The sequence below is a fragment of the Cytobacillus mangrovibacter genome, from assembly GCF_042865275.1.
Taxonomy (GTDB): domain Bacteria; phylum Bacillota; class Bacilli; order Bacillales; family Cytobacillaceae; genus Cytobacillus; species Cytobacillus mangrovibacter.
In genome coordinates, this window is the sequence record NZ_JBIACJ010000008.1 from 89,233 (window position 1) to 104,362 (window position 15,130).

Annotated in this window: 13 protein-coding genes; 9 read left to right on the forward strand and 4 right to left on the reverse strand. The window is 38.0% G+C overall.

Translation table 11 applies throughout. From position 1 onward, the window contains the following. Window positions 1-23: 23 nt before the first annotated feature. From ACFYKT_RS15350 to ACFYKT_RS15375, 6 genes are all read left to right on the forward strand, one after another. Entirely contained in the window at window positions 24-932 is a 909-nt protein-coding gene (locus tag ACFYKT_RS15350) for an ROK family protein (protein WP_389221400.1), read from the forward strand. Window positions 933-948: 16 nt separating this feature from the next. Continuing rightward, on the forward strand, window positions 949-2,391 hold the full coding sequence (locus ACFYKT_RS15355; protein WP_389221402.1) for a glycoside hydrolase family 1 protein: 1,443 nt from the start codon (window positions 949-951) through the stop codon (window positions 2,389-2,391). 40 nt (window positions 2,392-2,431) lie between these two features. After that, window positions 2,432-3,430: a Gfo/Idh/MocA family protein gene (locus ACFYKT_RS15360; protein ID WP_389221404.1), complete on the forward strand. Its 999-nt coding sequence runs from the start codon at window positions 2,432-2,434 to the stop codon at window positions 3,428-3,430. A 323-nt stretch (window positions 3,431-3,753) separates the two neighbouring features. Beyond that, a complete protein-coding gene (locus ACFYKT_RS15365) occupies window positions 3,754-4,107 on the forward strand; it encodes a DUF1516 family protein (RefSeq protein ID WP_389221406.1) in 354 nt (117 codons plus the stop codon). Between the two features lie 188 nt (window positions 4,108-4,295). Then, window positions 4,296-4,970, forward strand: a complete 675-nt coding sequence (locus tag ACFYKT_RS15370; protein ID WP_389221408.1) for a response regulator transcription factor — start codon at window positions 4,296-4,298, stop codon at window positions 4,968-4,970. After that, window positions 4,967-6,016, forward strand: coding sequence for a HAMP domain-containing sensor histidine kinase (locus ACFYKT_RS15375; protein ID WP_389221410.1), 1,050 nt, complete (start codon window positions 4,967-4,969; stop codon window positions 6,014-6,016). The genes ACFYKT_RS15370 and ACFYKT_RS15375 overlap by 4 nt, the downstream gene beginning before the upstream one ends. Window positions 6,017-6,104: 88 nt before the next feature. Here ACFYKT_RS15375 and ACFYKT_RS15380 read toward each other — a convergent pair whose 3' ends face one another. From ACFYKT_RS15380 to ahpC, 4 genes are all read right to left on the reverse strand, one after another. Continuing rightward, window positions 6,105-6,284: a sulfurtransferase TusA family protein gene (locus tag ACFYKT_RS15380; RefSeq protein WP_268877052.1), complete on the reverse strand. Its 180-nt coding sequence runs from the start codon at window positions 6,282-6,284 to the stop codon at window positions 6,105-6,107. 69 nt (window positions 6,285-6,353) lie between these two features. Continuing rightward, complete coding sequence (gene yedE / locus ACFYKT_RS15385; RefSeq protein WP_389221412.1) at window positions 6,354-7,583, reverse strand: selenium metabolism membrane protein YedE/FdhT; 1,230 nt, start codon at window positions 7,581-7,583, stop codon at window positions 6,354-6,356. A 275-nt stretch (window positions 7,584-7,858) separates the two neighbouring features. Continuing rightward, window positions 7,859-9,388, reverse strand: a complete 1,530-nt coding sequence (ahpF, locus tag ACFYKT_RS15390; protein WP_389221414.1) for an alkyl hydroperoxide reductase subunit F — start codon at window positions 9,386-9,388, stop codon at window positions 7,859-7,861. Between the two features lie 13 nt (window positions 9,389-9,401). Next, the gene (gene ahpC, locus ACFYKT_RS15395) at window positions 9,402-9,965 is read right to left on the reverse strand and encodes an alkyl hydroperoxide reductase subunit C (RefSeq protein WP_389221416.1); all 564 of its coding nucleotides are present in this window, start codon (window positions 9,963-9,965) and stop codon (window positions 9,402-9,404) included. 636 nt (window positions 9,966-10,601) lie between these two features. On the opposite strand from ahpC, the gene ACFYKT_RS15400 reads away from it, so the two are divergent. From ACFYKT_RS15400 to ACFYKT_RS15410, 3 genes are all read left to right on the forward strand, one after another. Continuing rightward, entirely contained in the window at window positions 10,602-12,101 is a 1,500-nt protein-coding gene (locus ACFYKT_RS15400) for a malate:quinone oxidoreductase (protein ID WP_389221418.1), read from the forward strand. Window positions 12,102-12,398: 297 nt separating this feature from the next. Beyond that, window positions 12,399-14,018, forward strand: a complete 1,620-nt coding sequence (locus ACFYKT_RS15405) for an AraC family transcriptional regulator (RefSeq protein ID WP_389221643.1) — start codon at window positions 12,399-12,401, stop codon at window positions 14,016-14,018. Between the two features lie 110 nt (window positions 14,019-14,128). Beyond that, window positions 14,129-15,115 (forward strand): ABC transporter substrate-binding protein, encoded by a 987-nt coding sequence (locus ACFYKT_RS15410; RefSeq protein ID WP_389221420.1) that lies wholly within the window; start codon window positions 14,129-14,131, stop codon window positions 15,113-15,115. Window positions 15,116-15,130 lie beyond the last annotated feature (15 nt).

Below are 15,130 nucleotides of genomic sequence, written 5' to 3' on the forward strand. Positions count from 1 at the left end.
AAGGGTTGATAGGAGGTTGTTTGATGAATTACTATGCAGTTCTAGATGTTGGAGGTTCCTCTATTAAATATGCCCTTATGGATGAATTGGGGGAAATTATTGATAAGTCCTCTGTTCCTACACCTAAAGAGAGTCTTGAATTGTTTTTGGATCAAGTAGATTTCATTGTGAAAAGATATCAAAGCATTTACGAATTAAAAGGTATGGCCATTAGCATGCCAGGTGCCGTAAATGTTAAAACAGGATACATTGCAGGATTAAGTGCGCTTCCTTATATCCATGGGCCGAATATGAAAGAACTTCTTCAGGAAAGAACACATTTAACGGTTGAAATGGAAAATGACGCAAACTGTGCTGCCTTAGCAGAAGGCTGGATTGGTGCTGCAAAGGATGTAATGGATTATCTATGTCTTGTGATTGGCACCGGTATTGGCGGTGCGGTCGTTCTTAATAAAAATATTCGCCATGGGAAAAATCAATTTTGTGGAGAATTTGGCTATATGATTATGGAAGATTATCTCGACAAGCCCGAGGGAGAGACATGGAGCTCACTAGCTGCAGTTGGGGGATTAATTAATAAAGTAGCCAAGCGAAAAGGAATGGATCCGGATAGTTTCAATGGAAAAAGGATATTCGAATTAGCTGAAAAAGGAGATAGTGAAGTCAAGGATGAAATAGACAAGTTCATGAAACGACTAGCTGTTGGGATTTACAATTTACAGTATATGCTTGATCCAGAGAAGATTTTGATTGGCGGAGCCATCAGCAGCCGCGAAGGTTTTATTGAACGGATTAATGAAATACTACTTCAGATGAAACGGAGTCAAAATGATTTAACAATTAACGTTGAAAGATGTCAATTTGGCAATGATTCAAATCTAATTGGTGCCTTGTATCATTTTTTGCAAAGGCAATCTGTCCATTCTAAATGAATAAGGGGTGTGCAAAATGATTCATCAAACACTAAAATGCTTCCCGAAGGATTTTTTGTGGGGTGCAGCTTCTGCTGCCTATCAAGTGGAAGGTGCATGGGACAAGGATGGAAAAGGGATGTCAAATTGGGATCAGTTTGTCCGGATCCCGGGAAAAACATATAAAGGAACAACAGGTGATATGGCCGTAGACCATTATCATCGTTATCAGGAAGATGTGAAATTAATGGCGGAAATGGGGTTAAAAGCCTATCGCTTTTCTGTTGCATGGACCCGTGTTTTTCCTAATGGACGAGGGGAAATAAATGAAAAGGGCATGGAGTTTTATGATCATTTAATTAATGAATTAATCAAAAATGGTATTGAACCAATCCTGACTCTGTATCACTGGGATTTGCCTCAGTCACTTCAAGAGGAATATGGAGGATGGGAATCAAGAAGAATTATTGAGGATTTTACAAATTATAGTGTTGAATTATTTAAGCGTTTTGGTGACCGTGTGAAATATTGGGTTAGCTTAAATGAACAAAATATATTCACAAGCCACGGATATCTTCATGCCACACATCCGCCGGGAATGAAGGATGAAAAATTATTTTACCAGGTCAATCATCACGCCAATCTTGCCAATGCCAGTGTTATTAAAGAATTTCGCAAATATGTGCCTAATGGAAAAATCGGCCCTAGCTTTGCCTATTCGCCTGCTTATGCAGCTTCCTCCAATCCAATAGATATCTTAGCAGCTGAAAATGCAGAGGAGTTAAATAACCATTGGTGGATGGATATATATGCATCGGGCAAATATCCGAAAATGGCTTGGAGCTATTTGGAGGAAAAGGGACTTACCCCAATTATTGAAAAAGGGGATTTTGAGCTACTGCTAGAGGGCATGCCAGACTTTATGGGAGTAAACTATTATCAGTCAACAACCTTTGAGAGTAATCCTTTAGAAGGCGGTATCGGTGCCGGGAAAATGAATACAACCGGTGAAAAAGGAACATCAAAGGATTCGGGAATACCAGGATTATTTAAAACGATTGCGAATCCCAATGTGGAAAGAACGAATTGGGATTGGAATATTGATCCACAAGGTTTAAGAATTGCTCTCCGCAGAATAACGAGCCGTTATGATTTACCGGTATTGATTAGTGAAAATGGATTGGGTGAATATGATCAGGTGGATCAGGGAGATGTCATTAATGATGATTACCGAATTGAGTATCTTCGCTCTCATATGATCGCCATTCAAGAGGCCATTTCAGATGGTGTTGATCTGTTCGGATATTGCGTGTGGTCCTTCACCGATCTGCTAAGCTGGTTAAATGGTTTCCAAAAACGCTATGGTTTCGTCTATGTGAATCAGCATGAGGAGGGGGACCATGACCTCCGCCGCATAAAGAAGAAAAGCTTTTTTTGGTATAAAGGGGTTATTGACTCTAATGGAGAAAAATTATTCTAGTTGAGGACGGGCTTAGATGCGAGTAAAGGGGGACTGGACAATGGCACTTGCAAAAGTACGTTGGGGAATGATTGGCTGCGGTGATGTAACAGAAGTGAAAAGCGGACCAGCGTTCCAAAGGGTTCCAAAATCCGAGTTAGTTGCGGTTATGAGGAGAACGGGCAATCTAGCGGAAGATTATGCTAAAAGGCATGGGGTGCGAAAATGGTATGATGACGCGGATGCACTTATTAACGATCCAGAAGTCGATGCGGTCTATATTGCTACACCCCCTAGTTCACATAAGGTATATACAATAAAGGCGGCAAAGGCGGGGAAGCCTGTTTATGTAGAAAAACCAATGGCACTTAATTTTGCAGAATGCAATGAAATGATTGCTGCCTGCAAGGTTGCCAAAGTCCCTTTATATGTTGCTTATTACCGAAGGGCCCAACCTAAGTTTCTTAAAATTAAAGAGCTATTAGAAAATAATGTGATTGGAGATGTTCGTTTCGTATCAACGACCCAATATCAAAAGGCTGCCGAAGATGTACTAAATAAACAAAATCCCCCATGGAGAACCCAGCCTGAACTGTCTGGTGGTGGGCTGTTTTTTGATTTAGGCTGTCATACACTCGATATATTAGGCTTTTTACTAGGATCTATAAAGGATGTGCAAGGATTCGCTTCAAATCAAGCAGGCTACTATCATGCGGAGGATATCGTAACTGGTACCTACCAATTTGAATCTGGCGTCCATGGTGTTGGATCTTGGTGTTTTTCTGCTTATGAAGATGTAGATACAAATGAGATCATTGGCAGTAAGGGGAAAATAACCTTTTCTACATTTGGTCATAATCCTGTTATGCTAACCACATCTTGTAAAACGGAGCAGTGGGAATTTCCTGCAATCCAGCATGTTCATCAACCCCTTGTTGAAAGGATTGTAGCGGACTTAACAACAGGTTCTGATCAGACTCCAAGTACAGGTGTGACTGGTGCTAGAACGAATTGGGCTATGGATGAATTAGTGAAAAACAACAAAAAACTCCAGAAGTAAACTGAAAAATTTAATGAATGATTATTATGTAGTAATACCAAAGTGGAAAGCTAGTCATGTTTATGACTGGCTTTTTCTGATAATAAAAGACCTCCAATAGGTCACATTGAGGTCATATAAGTGCTTTATAATAACAGTACATTCACTATTAAAGGCAAAATTCTATAAAATAGTAAATGTACGAGAGATAGGGGGAATGAAAAAAAATAAGGAGGGAAATGAGAATATGAAGTCATACATCATTATTTCCCGGTGTACCTAAGGACGAGAAAAGGATCAATCATAAGATAATAAAATAAAAAAAGATATGGGAGAGATACATAATGACTCATGCACATTTAGCAACAATCATACTTACAATCATCTTATTTTGTATTACACTAACCTTGCAGAAAAAGGGACGCGACACAACAGTATTACATATGATTCTGCGAGTATTTTATCTGTTACTTGTTCTTACAGGTGTATTATTGTTCTTTTCTGTTTTCAAAATAACCATCTTGTATATTTTAAAAGCTTTACTTGGTATTGCCATGATTGGATTGTTCGAAATGATACTTGTGGGAAGCCGAGAAGGAAAAAAAATAATCGGATTTCTATTTCTATGCGTACTCATTTTGATCGTTACAGTTTTTCTTGGTCTTAAATTGCCGCTAGGCTTTCACCCGTTTAGCTAATAATTAGGACATTTAATGGAATGATTACCTTTAATGAAGGACATCGGTGGATCATATTTTGAGGGACTGAAGATATCAGTCCCTATTTTTTCAATCATCTCACTACGATATCGCCACTTTGAAAACTTCTTCATAAAACTCCTTTCTTTATTGTGTGATAATATCTAAACAAAGGATGGTGGGATAAAATGATTAGTATATTAGTTGTTGAAGACCACATGAATATAAGAAAACTAATGACAGCCCGATTAGAGCAAGAAGGCTATATTGTTTTTCAAGCGGAAAATGGAAAGATTGCACTGGATATGCTTGATACCCATCATATCGATCTAATCATTAGTGACATTATGATGCCCTATATGAATGGATACGAATTAACTAAAAATTTGCGAGAAGCAGATTTTCATATCCCTATACTTATGGTGACAGCAAAAGAAAGTTTTGAAGATAAGGAAAAAGGGTTTCGAGTAGGAATTGATGATTATATGGTAAAACCGATTAATATGAACGAAATGGTTTTAAGGGTTGCTGCCTTATTAAGACGGGCAAAAATTTCTACTGAACACAAACTGACTATGGGTAATGTGGTTTTAGATTATGACACCCTTACCGTTGTAACCCAAAATACAGTTTATGAACTGCCTAAAAAGGAATTTTATTTACTATTTAAACTATTGAGCTATCCCAAACAAATTTTTACACGTCAGCAGCTGATCGATGAAATATGGGGAATGGATGTAGATATAGATGAGAGAACAGTTGATAGTCATATCAAGAAACTTCGTAAGAAATTCGATGAATTAGAAGAGTTTAAAATTATTACGATTCGTGGATTAGGATATAAAGCGGAGAAATATATATGAATAAGTTTTCACATTCCATTAGAGCAAAATTCACATTGTTATTTATCTCCATATTACTTATATCCTGCCTTTCAGCTCTGGGCATAGTCATTATTGCAACTCCAAATTTAAATGAAATCATTACTTTAGAGATAAATAGAGATGTCGTGCTTCTTTTAACTGCTACTGTCATTTTATGTGCAGTGATAGGATCTATTCTCATGTTCATTGCTACTAAAATCATTTCTAAGCCAATTAGTTATATTAGTGATGCGACAAAGGAAGTGGCAAAAGGTAATTTCGATGTGCAGATTCACTATCAAAGGAAAGATGAAATAGGTGTACTTGCTGAAAATTTCAGTTTAATGACAGATGAATTGAAAAACATTGAGTATCTACGAAAGGATTTCATGCGGAATGTATCTCATGAGTTTAAAACGCCCATTGCTTCCATTCAAGGATTTGTAGAAATCATTAAAGATAAGAACCTATCACGTGAGAAATTTGATGAATATACCGACATTATTATAGAAGAAGCTAAAAGACTCAACAACCTATCAACCAATATCCTTAGGCTTTCAAAGTTAGATAATCAAGTCATTCAAAATAAAAAAGTAAATTTTTCTTTAGATGAGCAGTTAAGAAGAACCATTCTCCTATTTGAAGAGCAATGGAGTAAGAAACAATTAGAGTTGGAAATTAATTTAGAAAAAGTCGACTATGAAAGTTATGAAGAATTAGTTCAGCAACTATGGATTAATTTAATCGGAAATGCTATAAAGTTTTCTCATGAAAATGGAATGATTTCTATTTCTCTAAAAAAAAACGGGGATGCTATTGTTGTTCAAATTAAAGATGAGGGAATCGGTATTTCTAAGGAAAACCAACCACGTATTTTCGAGAAATTTTTTCAGGGAGATGTTTCTCGTTCAGAAGAGGGTAATGGACTTGGATTGGCCATTGTAAAAAGGATTATCGAGATTTGTAATGGATCAATTAGTTTTACAAGTAAAGAAGGAGAGGGCACTTGCTTTACAATCACGCTGCCTTTAAACCTATTGGGTTAAGATCGAAGGGTAATAAGGAATTGTAAAAAAAGTACCCGGTTAGTAGACTTCATGCGTTTCTACTTAACACGGGTACTTAGGATGTTAACTATTGAACTACTTTAATATAAAAATAAATGTCTTGCCCAAATTTTTCAGGCTCTGCTAGGAGCTGGTATCCATGTTTGACCGCTTCTTCCGGTACACTTCGAAAAGATTGTGGACAATCCGCAATTACTTGAAGGATTTCTCCTATTTTCATCGTTTTTAGCGCATCCAGCGCATAAATGACAGGATACGGTCAAGGTTCACCGCGAATGTCTAAAGTGTAATTGACATCTATGATCTGAGACATAAATTATACCTCCTTGGTAACAGGGGAAACTCGTTCTTGTTTTTGATGTTTGATTCCTGTTCCATAACGGAATCGCTTTTCCCACCAATTTGAGAATAAAAGCCAAGCAGCCAGCATAATCATCGTTCCAACTAAGGCACCCATTGGTCCCCATTGTTCGATTAAGTTTACCTTCGGCCAATTTTCTACAAGAGCATGATAAATACCGAGATGATCCCAGCCATAGGCGAGCACGGTAGCTCCAATAATATTACCTGCGCCTACCACCCAGTACAATAATTGACCTTCCATTGCCCGATACATCATTCCTGTTTCACAGCCACCTGCAAGTACAATGCCAAACCCAAAAAGGAGGCCACCGATTGCCGTGCTTGGAGCAGCTATTTTGATAAGGGCAATAGACCCGCTTTGAATATAGAAAAATGTAATGACAACGCTGATCATCATTCCGACTGCAATTGCCTTTGACATGACGGCACGGCCGCTAATCCATAAATCACGGAAAGCAGAAGTGAAACAAATTTGACCGCGTTCAATGAGTATACCAAACAAGGCTCCTGCGATACAAGCAACTGCAAGAAGGGTCTTGCCTATTGCAATAAAGTAAATAACAACTGCTAAGTATAGAATGGCGAATATAAGACCTAGGATTGGCTGGATACTCTTTTTGGGAGCATCCATTTTCCCACCTGGGCTTAACCGGCCCTTTATCATGGTCGGTTTTCCGCGCCACCATTTCGTACTCACAACTTTGACGCCAAAGTAGGTTCCGATGGCCGTGGTCACCATAAAGATCCATGCATGGAACGAAAATTGGGGTACACCCGTGAAAAAGGCTGCTAAATTACAGCCAAGAGCAAGCCGTGCACCAAATCCTGCGATGATACCACCAATGAATCCCTGCACTAATCTCCTCTTTTGTTTCGGTACGCGGATTTTAAAGCTGCTGCTTAATAGAATTGTAATCATTGCACCAACAAGCATCCCGATAACAATCCAGCCATCTGTTCGGCTGATCGGATTTCCTTCGAGACCTACTAGTTGGAAATAGGCCCATTGCGACACATCAATCCCAAACCATTCGAGGATATGTCCACCGAACCTGGTGAATTCCCCGGTAACCGCCCAAACTGTACCTGTAATCCCGAAGTACAAGGCACTGACAAGGCCTGCAATACTAATGGCTACATAAGGATTCCAATATTCTTTGAAGACTTTTTTATATAGATTCATGGAATGTAACTCTCCCTTTTTATAAAACTATGGAAATAGTCTCTACTTTTACAGAAAAAAATGCCTAGGATATCTCCAGGCACACGTACTCTTTAATTTAACTATTTTTATATTATAGGGCAATTCAAATTATCGATAACTCAGATTGATAAGTATCGTAATTTTGAATATAAAGAAGAGGTGTTTACGTTTGTCCTTGATGGAGAGAACGTCAAAAATAAATAAGCCAGATTAAACATTTCACTAGTGACATGTTTAATCTGGCTTATATTCTATTAGTTTCGAATCAGATAATCAAATGCGCCTAAGGCTGCTGTTGCACCTGATCCCATCGAAATAATGATTTGTTTATAGGCACTATCTGTACAATCACCTGCAGCAAATACGCCAGGGATGTTTGTTGCCCCACGTTTATCTACTACAATCTCACCAGTTCTCGTGCGTTCAATCGCATCACCTAACCAGTCAGTATTTGGCACAAGACCAATTTGAACGAATACACCTTGTAATTCTATATGGTGCTCTTCTTCTGTTTCACGGTCGATATAGGTGATTCCATTTACTTTATCGGTACCCGTAATTTCTTTTGTTTGTGCATTCTTAATAACTGTTGTATTTGGAAGACTGTTCAGGCGATCTTGCAATACAGAATCAGCTTTAAGCTCTGCCGAAAATTCAATAACGGTTACATGTTTTACAATCCCTGCAAGGTCAATGGCTGCCTCAATACCTGAATTTCCGCCGCCAATAACGGCAACGTGTTTTCCTTCAAATAATGGACCATCACAATGCGGGCAGTATGCTACACCTTTGTTCTTAAATTCAGCTTCACCTGGAACACCAACATTACGCCAGCGAGCCCCTGTTGAAAGGATGACGGATTTACTTTTTAGAACCGCACCGCTTTCTAGTTCCACTTCGATAAGCTCTTTCTTTTCTAAACGTTTTGCGCGTTGTAAATTCATGACATCAATGTCGTATTCTTTTACATGTTCTTCAAGGCTAGCGGCAAGTTTAGGACCTTCCGTGTATTTCACACTAATGAAGTTTTCAATGCCAAGTGTATCCATAATCTGACCGCCAAAGCGTTCAGCTACAATTCCTGTACGAATGCCTTTACGTGCTGTGTAAACGGCTGCACTTGCACCAGATGGACCGCCGCCAATAACAAGTACATCAAACGGTTCTTTGTCATTTAGCTCTGAAGGGTCTTGTGTGCTTCCCATTTTTGCAAGGATTTCTTCTAATGTCATACGACCACTGCCGAAGACTTCTCCATTTAGTAAAACAGTTGGTACGGCCATCACATTCTTACTTTCGACTTCTTCTTTGAAAGCTGCCCCATCAATCATTGTATGGGTAATGCTAGGGTTTAGGACGCTCATCACGTTCAATGCCTGTACAACATCAGGGCAGTTATGACAGCTTAAGCTGACATAAGTTTCAAAGTGATATTCACCCTTAATGCCTTTGATTTGATCAATTACTTTCTGATCGACCTTAGGCGCTCTACCACTCACTTGCAGTAATGCCAACACAAGGGAAGTGAACTCGTGACCAAGAGGAATACCAGCAAAAGTGACGCCAGTTTCCTCACCGATACGATTAACACTAAAGCTAGGTGTTCTAACTAATGTTGTATTCTCAATCTTAATTTTAGATGACATTGCTGCTAGTTCATCAACTAAAGCTAACATGTCCCTTGATAATTCATCAGTTCCTGCACTTACTTTAAGAAGGATATCGTTTTCTAGTAATTGAAGATATTGATCAAGTTGTGCTTTAATATCAGCGTCTAGTATCATTTCTATCTTCTCCTTAGATTTTGCCTACAAGATCAAGGCTTGGCTTAAGTGTTGCTGAGCCTTCTTTCCATTTAGCCGGGCAAACTTCACCTGGATTGTTGCGAACATATTGTGCTGCTTTGATTTTGTTAATCAATGTGCTTGCATCACGGCCAATACCATCTGCATTAATTTCAACAGCTTGGATAATTCCGTCTGGATCAATGATGAAAGTTCCGCGATCTGCTTGTCCTAATTCCTCAACTAATACGTCAAAGTTACGAGAAATCACATGTGCTGGGTCACCAATCATTGTATAAGTGATTTTGCCAATTGCTTCTGATGAATCATGCCATGCTTTATGTGTGAAGTGAGAGTCCCTAGAAACAGAGAATACTTCAACTCCAAGTTCTTGAAGTGCTGGGTATTGTTCTTGAAGATCTTCAAGCTCTGTTGGGCAAACGAATGTAAAGTCTGCTGGATAGAAACAAACTACACTCCATTGACCTTTAAAATCTGCGTCTGACACCTCAAAAAATTCTCCGTTTCTATATGCGTGTGCGTTAAATGGTTTAACCTCTGATCCGATAAGTGACATAATATAATTTCCTCCTAAAAGTGTTTTTTTAAATGATAGATAGGTTGTTCGCAATGAACTGAGAAGAATTATCTATCTATAATAATTTCTTATTTATATTAATTATTATATAGGCTTAATTATTAAAGTCAATATATTTGCGATAATTATTTTAATAAGATATTAATTTTCATTAAATTTATTAGACATAAAAAGAAGCAGGATCCCTTATTTAATAACTAGTACAAAGTAATTTTAGAATTGAAGTGAGTAAGTAATTTATTATTAAAAGTAGTCAAATGAGAATATTAAATAAGTGTAGGTTCCATTTGTTATTAGAAGTAAAGCGTTAAGAGGCCATGTGGAATTATTAAATTATCCAATTGAAGGAATCGAAAAATGGATAGAAGCTTAGTTAGGATTTTGGTCTTTCATATTCCTACGTCCTATTAGAGAGCCGTCTCAATCTTTTACCAAATTTAAATAGTTTATTATTATCAGAAATTAGTAGATATTTTAAGCTATTAATATTTATAATAGACTAGGAGATAGTTATATAATAAAGATAGAAAAGGTGTGTTCCTAAGTGGTGTTCTTGTGCACTTAAGCAGCATTGCCTACTCTGTTTGGCGAATATAGGGGATAAGGAAGGTTATTATGAGCAGCGTACAGAACAAAACAGACGTTATCTTAATTGGTGCTGGAATCATGAGCGCGACTTTGGGATCTTTGCTGAAAGAGCTAGCACCGGAATGGGAAATCAAAGTGTTTGAAAAACTGGCAAACGCAGGGGAAGAAAGCTCTAATGAGTGGAATAATGCGGGGACGGGCCATGCTGCCCTGTGCGAACTTAACTATACATCCGAAAAACCAGACGGATCGATAGATATTAGCAAAGCGATTAAAGTGAATGAACAGTTTCAGCTTTCAAGACAGTATTGGTCTTATCTTGTTACCCATAATATGATTCGTAATCCACAGGACTTTATCATGCCTCTTCCTCATATGAGTTTAGTTCAGGGGGAAGAAAATGTAGCTTATTTGAAAAAGCGTTTGGAAGCGCTGTCAACTAATCCGCTGTTTCAAGGGATGGAATTTTCGGATGACCCTGAAAAACTGAAGGAATGGATTCCGCTTATAATGGAAGGCCGTATATCAGATGAGCCAATAGCGGCAACGAAAATTGACTCAGGGACAGATGTTAACTTTGGTGCATTAACACGTATGTTATTTGATCATTTAAAGAGTAAAAACGTTGAGATGAATTATAAGCATAGTGTCGAAGATATTAAGCGCACTAGCGATGGATTATGGGAAGTGAAGGTTCATAATATGGACGGCGGCAAAACCGAATCCCATACAGCAAAGTTTGTCTTTATTGGCGGTGGGGGCGGCAGTCTGTCTTTATTGCAAAAAACCGGTATTCCTGAATCCAAGCATATTGGCGGATTTCCAGTAAGCGGCTTATTCTTGGTATGCAATAATCCGGAAGTCGTCGAACAGCACCATGCAAAAGTGTACGGCAAAGCGAAGGTGGGCGCTCCGCCAATGTCTGTTCCACATCTGGATACAAGATATATCGACAACAAGAAATCATTGCTGTTTGGACCGTTTGCTGGCTTTACGCCAAAGTTTTTAAAAACAGGTTCAAACCTGGATTTGATCGGTTCCATCAAGCCGAATAATGTCATCACGATGCTGGCGGCCGGCGTAAAAGAGATGGCATTGACTAAATACCTGATTCAGCAGGTCATGCTTTCGAATGAAAAGCGCATGGAAGAATTGCGTGAATTTATTCCGAACGCGAAAAGCGAGGACTGGAGTGTTGTGGTCGCAGGCCAGCGTGTGCAAGTAATCAAGGATACGGAGGCTGGCAAAGGAACACTTCAATTTGGAACGGAAGTGGTCAGTGCTTCTGATGGTTCAGTTGCTGCCTTACTTGGTGCCTCTCCAGGTGCTTCAACTGCTGTGCACGTTATGCTTGAGGTATTAGAAAGATGCTTCCCAAAGCATATGTTTAAGTGGGAATCGAAAATAAAAGAAATGATCCCTTCTTATGGTATTTCACTTACGGAAAATCCAGAGCTATTCCAAGACATTCATACCTCAACAGCTCATGTTCTTGGTTTAAGCAAAAAAGAGCCAGCTTATAGCTGATTCTTTGATTGTAGGATAGCTTATTGTGATAAAGAAAAAGCAATGATGGAAATTAATATAACATGGAACCTTTGATCTATCTTTAGATTGAAGGTTCTTTTTTTGTACAAAAAGAGCCCGTCTGATTCATTGAACATGCCTAAGATGTATTAGGAATTTTTCCTTGTAAAAATAAGAAAAAAGCAATATATTAAATGATAATGATTTTCAATATCATTAATTTAAAGTAAGCTAGTAGTAACTATAACAAGATGAAACGCACATTTATTTCAATGGGAGAAGATGATGTTGAAAGATATGAAAGAGGCTTCTAATAAACAATATTTAAACGAATTGATGATCAGACTTGAGGATGTTGAGAAGATAAATGGAGATGTAGAATTTCAGTTTAAACAACAATTAACGCTTACATATTTACTCTTCATCGTGAAGGGTGGCAATGGTTCTATTTTGATTGATAAACATGAATATAAGGTAAAGAAGGATTCCTTTGTTTTCTGTGCGCCTGAACAAACCTTTGGTGTGTTTTCACATAGTGAGGAAATTGAGCTGTTTCTTTTCCGATTCAATATATTTCAGCAAACTGATCAGAATGCAACTATGAGTCTATTGAAAGATGAAAATCTATTTATTAATCATGGTGTCCTATATAAGGCTTATTCCAAAAAACATATCGCTTTTCAGTGTGAGGAGATTCTTACAAAATGGTTTGCTAATAAGATGTTAAATAGATATCACTGTCAAATTTCCTTTCAAGCGCTGCTGTATGATATTTTCATGCAGAATTTTGAACAAGAGGAAGGCCCGTTAGCTGCGATAGAACGGACAAAGGAATATATGGATGCTCATTATCATGAGAAGCTGACGATCGAAGAACTCTCGCGAATGGCTAATTTTAGCCCAAATTATTTTGTTGATCTTTTTAAAAAAATCTATGGGAAATGTGTAACTGAGTATTTAACGGATGTAAAGATTGATATGGCTAAGAAACTTATCGCAAAAGGTGGAATGAAATTAAAGGAAGTAGCAACACAAATAGGATATGATGATCCGTTCTACTTTAGCAGGAAATTTAAGAAGGAAATAGGGGTTTCTCCTACTGAATACATGAAGAGAAGGAGTCGAAAAATTGCTATCTATGATCGGCAGCTGCTCGGCCAAGTGCTTGCCCTTCATATGATTCCTTACGCTGCTCCCCTTCATCCGAAGTGGACGGAATATTATTATCAAACCTATGGAAGTGACATCCCTGTTCATCTGAATGCATACCGTCATAATGTAAACTGGCAATCTAATATAGAAATTATTAATCAATCAAATGCAGAGATTGTGATGGTTTCTGATCATTTGTCTGAACAGGAGGAGAGTCAATTACATACAAAGATTTCTAGCTTTATTAAGGTACCATCACAATTGCAGTGGAGGGAACAATTTACATGGATTGCAGATAGCTTAGGGGTTTCTGAGGAGGCAGTACGGTGGCTGCATCATTATGATTGGAAAGTAAAGCAGGCAAAGGAAAGGCTAATTAGGAAATTTGAACAACTCCCAAATGCAAAAGTAGCGATCGTACGCGTGTTTAAAAATAATCTTTATTTGCATTGGAGTAAAGGCATTGCATCTGCCTTAACAGAAGATTTAGAGCTAACTTCCTTTGTGGAACCTAATTCGAATAAGAGTGAAAGAATATCTTTAGCGGCACTAAGGGAAATGGAACCAAGTCATTTATTATTATTAATTCGTCAGGAATCAGAAACATTGGCCCACTGGAATGAGCTAAAGCATACCTCAGAATGGCAGGAAATTGAGGCGGTGAAGAGGAACCAAGTTCATTATTTGTCTTCCGATCCATGGCTAGAAAACTCTGCATATGCACAAAGCAGAATCATTGACCAACTTGTAAACATATTTCTGTAATGAATCTAAATCATATCTGTAAATTGTCCATGGTCGAATGGGAGAGATCATTCTATCATTATTAGTGATAATAATTATCATTATCAACAAAATAGGAGGACAGAAAAATAATGAAAAACAAATTATTTCTAACAGCAATCATTGCTATTTTTATGCTATTGGCTACAGCATGTGGGAATGGCGGAGAGTCTGCCCCAAAAACGAGCTCAAAGGAAGCTTCTACACAAGCAAAGGAAGAAAGTCCAAAAAAAGAGGAAACACGAACAATCACTTATTTAGGCAAAGAGTACACAATTCCTATGGAAGTAAAAAATATTGTCATAACTGGTGCGATGGAAGCAATGGAGGATTCGGTCTTATTGGATGTTAAGCCTGTTGGTGCAATGACGATAGGCGGGAAATTCCCTGAGGTATTTTCATCGATTGTAGAAAATGCCGAACCAATCGGGGAAAAGTCCCAGCCTGATTTTGAAACCATCCTTAAATTAAAGCCGGACGTGATTCTAGCTTCAACGAAATTCCCTGATGAAGTCATTCAGAAATTAGAAAAAATCGGAACGACCATTCGCTACTCACATATTGCAACAGATTGGGAAGAAAACGTAAAGTTCTTAGGTGAGTTAACTGGAAAGCAGGAAGATGCAACAGCAGAGATAGAGAAATACAGTTCCGATCTTCAATCGGCCAAAGAAAAACTGAAGGAAACGGTGGAAGGTAAAAAAGTACTTGCTGTTCGAATTCGTGGAGGGAATTTGTTTATTTATCCTGAGACTGTTTTTGTTAATCCATTGTTATATAGTGACCTTGGCTTAAGCGGTGTTCAAGAAGTACAAGCAGCAAAGGCACAGGAACAAATTTCAGTGGAAAAGCTAGCAGAAATCAATCCAGACTATTTATTTATCCAATTTGAAAATAATGAAAATGCCCAAGCACCAAATGCATTAAAGGATTTACAGCAAAATCCAATTTTAAATAAAACAAATGCATTTAAAGATGATCATGTTTTTGTGAATGTGATCGACCCTCTTTCTGAAGGTGGCCCAGCATTGAGTCGCATCAACTTTTTGAAAGAAGCTGTTAGCGCGCTTACAAAATAAAGAAGTAAAAAACGA

Coding starts and splice junctions, on each gene's coding strand:
- ACFYKT_RS15400 (WP_389221418.1), top strand. CDS start 10,602: ATGAGCAGCGTACAGAACAAAACAGACGTTATCTTAATTGGTGCTGGA.
- ACFYKT_RS15410 (WP_389221420.1), top strand. CDS start 14,129: ATGAAAAACAAATTATTTCTAACAGCAATCATTGCTATTTTTATGCTA.
- ACFYKT_RS15365 (WP_389221406.1), top strand. CDS start 3,754: ATGACTCATGCACATTTAGCAACAATCATACTTACAATCATCTTATTT.
- yedE (WP_389221412.1), bottom strand. CDS start 7,583: ATGAATCTATATAAAAAAGTCTTCAAAGAATATTGGAATCCTTATGTA.
- ahpC (WP_389221416.1), bottom strand. CDS start 9,965: ATGTCACTTATCGGATCAGAGGTTAAACCATTTAACGCACACGCATAT.
- ACFYKT_RS15370 (WP_389221408.1), top strand. CDS start 4,296: ATGATTAGTATATTAGTTGTTGAAGACCACATGAATATAAGAAAACTA.
- ahpF (WP_389221414.1), bottom strand. CDS start 9,388: ATGATACTAGACGCTGATATTAAAGCACAACTTGATCAATATCTTCAA.
- ACFYKT_RS15405 (WP_389221643.1), top strand. CDS start 12,399: ATGAAAGAGGCTTCTAATAAACAATATTTAAACGAATTGATGATCAGA.
- ACFYKT_RS15350 (WP_389221400.1), top strand. CDS start 24: ATGAATTACTATGCAGTTCTAGATGTTGGAGGTTCCTCTATTAAATAT.
- ACFYKT_RS15355 (WP_389221402.1), top strand. CDS start 949: ATGATTCATCAAACACTAAAATGCTTCCCGAAGGATTTTTTGTGGGGT.
- ACFYKT_RS15375 (WP_389221410.1), top strand. CDS start 4,967: ATGAATAAGTTTTCACATTCCATTAGAGCAAAATTCACATTGTTATTT.
- ACFYKT_RS15360 (WP_389221404.1), top strand. CDS start 2,432: ATGGCACTTGCAAAAGTACGTTGGGGAATGATTGGCTGCGGTGATGTA.